This window comes from Paucibacter sp. XJ19-41 (genome assembly GCF_028462495.1).
Classification (GTDB): domain Bacteria; phylum Pseudomonadota; class Gammaproteobacteria; order Burkholderiales; family Burkholderiaceae_C; genus Roseateles_E.
The window spans coordinates 1-473 of the sequence record NZ_JAQOWX010000299.1; the positions used below are offsets into that span (position 1 = coordinate 1).

The window sequence follows — 473 nt, forward strand, 5'->3', positions numbered from 1 at the left end:
AGCAGCTCGCGCACTTCCATTTCGACCAGCTCGAGCAGCTCGGCGTCGTCGACCATGTCGCACTTGTTCAGGAAGACGATGATGAACTTCACGCCGACCTGACGTGCCAGCAGGATGTGCTCGCGGGTCTGGGGCATCGGGCCGTCAGCGGCCGAGCACACCAGGATCGCACCGTCCATCTGGGCGGCGCCGGTGATCATGTTCTTCACATAGTCAGCGTGGCCGGGGCAGTCCACGTGAGCGTAGTGGCGGTTGGCCGTTTCGTACTCGACGTGAGCGGTGTTGATCGTGATGCCGCGTGCCTTCTCTTCGGGCGCTGCGTCGATCTGGTCGTAGGCCTTGGCCTCGCCGCCGAACTTCTTCGACAGCACGGTTGCAATAGCAGCCGTCAGCGTGGTCTTGCCATGGTCAACGTGACCGATGGTGCCCACATTGACGTGCGGCTTGGTGCGTTCAAATTTGCCTTTTGCCAT

General features: G+C 61.5%; 1 protein-coding gene. It reads right to left on the bottom strand.

What is annotated here, in order from left to right:
- Positions 1-473, bottom strand: a 473-nt coding sequence (locus PO768_RS29080; RefSeq protein WP_272648835.1) for a GTP-binding protein, incomplete at its 3' end; no start/stop codon positions are given.